We start from the raw sequence: 3,743 nt of genomic DNA, 5'->3' as shown, positions 1-3,743 counted from the left end.
ACCTGCGACCTGCGGATTAACAGTCCGTCGCTCTACCAACTGAGCTATCAGGGATTTGAGTGAGGGCGAACTATAGCTTCAGCCTGTCGGGCTGTCAACACTTGCGCGGCTGAAAATCGCTTGCGTCTGTCGGGCGGCTTGGACGCGGCGTTGACGCCCGCAATTCACCGCTGGCGAAGGGAGGCGGCGGCGCGTTAAAATTTCGTTTGTTGACAATGCGGGAATAGCCGCGTTTTTGAGGTGGGTTAAATGAATCTGGACGGTAAGCTCAGGCTGGATGCGCGCGCAGAGCGGGCAAATAAAGATGCGGCGGAAATGAATGTTCATTTGCGGCAGTTGGAGTCTTTGCGCGCAGGCGCCGCAATATCGGTTCTGGATAAGCATAAAATCATCCAGGTGGCGGGAGAGGACGCGGAGGCCTTTTTGCAAGGGCAGCTTTCCAGCGATGTGCGGGAGTTGTCGGACGAAAGCCGTGCCCAGTACAGCAGTTACTCTTCAGCCAAAGGGCGAATGCTGGCCAGCTTCCTGGTTTGGCGGAGCGACGGCGTTTATTGCCTGGCGGTGTCGGCGGATCTGGCCGAATACGTGGCCAAGCGCCTGAGCATGTTTGTCTTGCGCTCCAAGGTGAAGGTATCCATCGCGGATAATTTGACCTTGATTGGCCTTGCGGGCGCGACGGCGCTGAATACGCTGGCCATTGAGCCGGCATTGGCTGCAAGCGTTGGGCCGCGTGAAATGATTCGAGTGGAGTTGGGTCTGTTGATAGGCCTGCCCGGGGCGGGCTGGGTGCTGGCGGTGGATGAGGCCGGCGCAGAGCAGCTTGGCGCAAGGCTGACGGAGGCGGCGAGCCTGGTGTCCTCCAGCGTTTGGGACTGGCGGGATATTGACGCGGGCATCCCTTGGGTCAGTCTAGCGACTCAGGAGCAGTTTGTGCCGCAAATGGCGAATATGGAATTGATTGGCGGGGTAAGCTTTAAGAAAGGCTGCTACCCGGGGCAGGAAATCGTCGCCAGATCGCAGTATTTGGGGAAAATGAAGCGCCGCATGTTCAAAGTGGCATTTAAACAGCCGCTCGCCATCGGCGCCAAACTCTATAGCCCGTCCGTGGCGGGGCAGTCGATTGGCATGGTGGCTGCGGTTTGCCAAGTGGCGCCGGATCAATATGAAGGCTTGGCCGTGGTTCAATTTCAAGCCTGGGAAGAAGGTATTTACGCTGACGAGGCGTACACAATAAGGCTTCAACAACTTGAGCTGCCCTATTCCTTGAATGAGGGAGCTGAGAATTAATTGATAATTTCTGTTTTGTTTCCTTGACTTGAGTGGAAAGGCTTGGCTACATTATCATCTGTAACGCACCACTACTCTTACAATATATTTGGGAACATGCTAATGGAACTGTCGAAATTGGATTTTACTCAGCTGGTGGCTCTGCGCGCCGATGTCGAAGCTGAAATCAAGCGCCGCGAAAGCGAAGAAAAGTCCAAAGCCAAGAAACAAATCATTGAACTTGCTCGCGCTTATGGTCTGAGCGTGGAAGAAGTGCTGGGCAAAACCGGCGGCGTGCGCAAGCCGGTGGAAGCCAAGTATCGTCACCCGGCCAGCCCGGAGCTGACTTGGACCGGCCGCGGCCGTAAGCCGGTGTGGGTACAAGAGTGGATCTCCAGCGGCAAAGCCCTGGACGCTCTGGCTATCTAAGCAAACTGCGGGTTTGCAATGAATTTCGAAAGCGCCTGTCATGGGCGCTTTTTCTTTGTCCGACGGCCAGCGGGCCGGCTTGCGGCTTGCTATAAATGGATGTAGCGTTCAAGCTGTTTCGCGTAGTGATTGAAATGTGCTGACATTGTCTTGAGAGTGGGCGGCTATGCTGGATTTTTTTTCAAGAGGGGCTAAAGGTCGCTCCGACCCGTTGGCCAGCGCGGAAGCGGCCAGGGAGTTCGTGGCGGCTTTGAAGAAGGAGCATGGGGCGGCCGCGCATGAGCGCGTGGTGGCCTTGCTGTCGCCATTGGAGTTGGATTGGCACAATATCTCGGTGGATCGCGTCGAAGCGCTGCTGGCGCTCAATCAAGAGACTGAGTCGCTGCACGAAAACCTCTGTGCGCAATACTTGTTGAATACGCGCATGCCCAAGGCGCTGGAAGCGCAATTGCGAAGCCAGATACTGGCGTACGGCAAATGCTTCATCGATAGTTATCAGCATGTGCTGACGGTCGACGCCGATTCCGTTGAAGGCGCCAAGGTGCTGACGCTGCTGCCCATCGTGCTGTCGCGGATGATGTTCTATCTTGGCGAGCATGCGCGTTGGCATTGGGTTCGAAGCTTTAATCCGGAAGAGGCGTTTTGGCTGGGGGTCAACCAGCTATATTGGTTCGCCGAGCATCATGGTTGCGATTCCGTGCCGGTGTTTCTGTTCGGCGATGGCCAGCCTGCGACGACGGTTCAGGATCAATTCCTCATCTTGCATATGCTCGCCGTGTTGACCGGGGGCAATCTCAGCGCCAGGCAATTGCACTTCGCCTATCAATTGCTGCAGGTGCTTAGCAACCGTATGTCATTAACCCGGGCTTGCGCGGAACATTCGAGTTTTGTGGTCTCTTTAAAAGGACCGCATCCCGCGGCAAGAGCGTCGGGCGGCCTGGTGGACGAAGCCGCGCGCTACTGGGGGACAACGGATCTGGTCGAAATCCTACACGGCTGGAGCATTGTATTGGACGCCGGCAGAGTGCCGCCTGAAATTAAACGCATGATGGAGCCGGGCATAGACGCCAATACCTTGCGCGCTTTGATGCGCGAGTGGGCCCCCCAGCAAATGCGTTTTGAAAGGGCGGAGCGGGTGCCCGTTTCCGGGCAGAGCATAGAAGTGGCGTATCGCCTGCCCGTGCTGCACCGTTTGATTCGGGTCGTGGACGAGGCCAAGCAAACGGGCGCGCTGGAAGACGGTAATTTCGATGATGCGGCCAATATCCGTATTTATGGCTTCGTTACCACCAGGAAGCGAGACAAGGGCGCGCCGATGCCTGGGCTTGCCTTGGGCGGGGAGGCTGTTTCTCAGCCGACAAAAGAAGAGTTTTCGCGCTGGGAAGTCGACAACGTCAGCCAAACCGGGCTGGGTGTGACTTTGGGGGCGATGGGGAACGAATGGGTGGGCCTGGGCGCCTTGATCGGTTTTCGCGAGAAATCGGTGGATGGCTGGAGTTTGGGCGTGGTGCGCCGAGTGAAGCGTAATTCGGCGGATCAGATCTACCTCGGGGTTGAAACCCTGAGTAGAAGGCCAGTGGCGGCTTCGCTGCGGCCAACCGATGTGAGGCTGATCGATCCCACGCTGCCGCCTGAACAGGTCTGGCTGGCCGGGCATATCGCCTTGTTCGTGCCATGCCAGCGCTCGGGCAAGGTAGTGAACGCCTTATTGCTGCCGTTATCCTTATATGTGTTGGGCAAGGAGTTCTACATGACGGCCAAGGGCAAGCATTTCCAACTCTCCCTGGGCAAGGTGATGGATAAGGGCAGCGATTGGTGCTTGATCGAGGTGGAATTGGTCCAGGCTTTGGAGAAGCTGCCGGTTATGCCGTGACTTTCCATCATTAAAGGTGAGATTGAGGACGGGCCGAAGCTTAGCTTCGGCCCGTTTTTCATGGTTCGGCGGGGCGGTTGAGGCGTGTCGGCAAATACCCTTTTCGGATATTGTTTGCCGCATCAATGGTTTGTCCGGTGAGGCCCGCTTTTGTTGAGGTTTTTCTCGCAAAAGG

General features: G+C 56.7%; 3 protein-coding genes. All 3 read left to right on the top strand.

Annotation, left to right across the window (positions count from 1 at the left end):
- Positions 1–249 precede the first annotated feature (249 nt).
- The 3 genes from ygfZ (at position 250) to ACODRW_RS24140 (ending at position 3,568) form a co-directional block, all read left to right on the top strand.
- Positions 250–1,287, top strand: a complete 1,038-nt coding sequence (ygfZ, locus tag ACODRW_RS24150) for a CAF17-like 4Fe-4S cluster assembly/insertion protein YgfZ (RefSeq protein WP_488906899.1) — start codon at positions 250–252, stop codon at positions 1,285–1,287.
- Positions 1,288–1,389: 102 nt separating this feature from the next.
- Complete coding sequence (locus ACODRW_RS24145; RefSeq protein WP_048414938.1) at positions 1,390–1,695, top strand: H-NS histone family protein; 306 nt, start codon at positions 1,390–1,392, stop codon at positions 1,693–1,695.
- A gap of 166 nt (positions 1,696–1,861) precedes the next feature.
- Positions 1,862–3,568 carry a hypothetical protein gene (locus ACODRW_RS24140; protein WP_488906898.1) on the top strand — a complete coding sequence of 569 codons (1,707 nt, stop codon included), beginning with the start codon at positions 1,862–1,864 and terminating at the stop codon, positions 3,566–3,568.
- The last annotated feature ends 175 nt before the right edge of the window (positions 3,569–3,743 follow it).

The organism is Chromobacterium sp. FG89 (genome assembly GCF_057808735.1).
Note: the sequence above shows the minus strand (reverse complement) of the source record. Positions and strands in the feature narration are given on the sequence as shown.

Coding starts and splice junctions, on each gene's coding strand:
- ygfZ (WP_488906899.1), top strand. CDS start 250: ATGAATCTGGACGGTAAGCTCAGGCTGGATGCGCGCGCAGAGCGGGCA.
- ACODRW_RS24145 (WP_048414938.1), top strand. CDS start 1,390: ATGGAACTGTCGAAATTGGATTTTACTCAGCTGGTGGCTCTGCGCGCC.
- ACODRW_RS24140 (WP_488906898.1), top strand. CDS start 1,862: ATGCTGGATTTTTTTTCAAGAGGGGCTAAAGGTCGCTCCGACCCGTTG.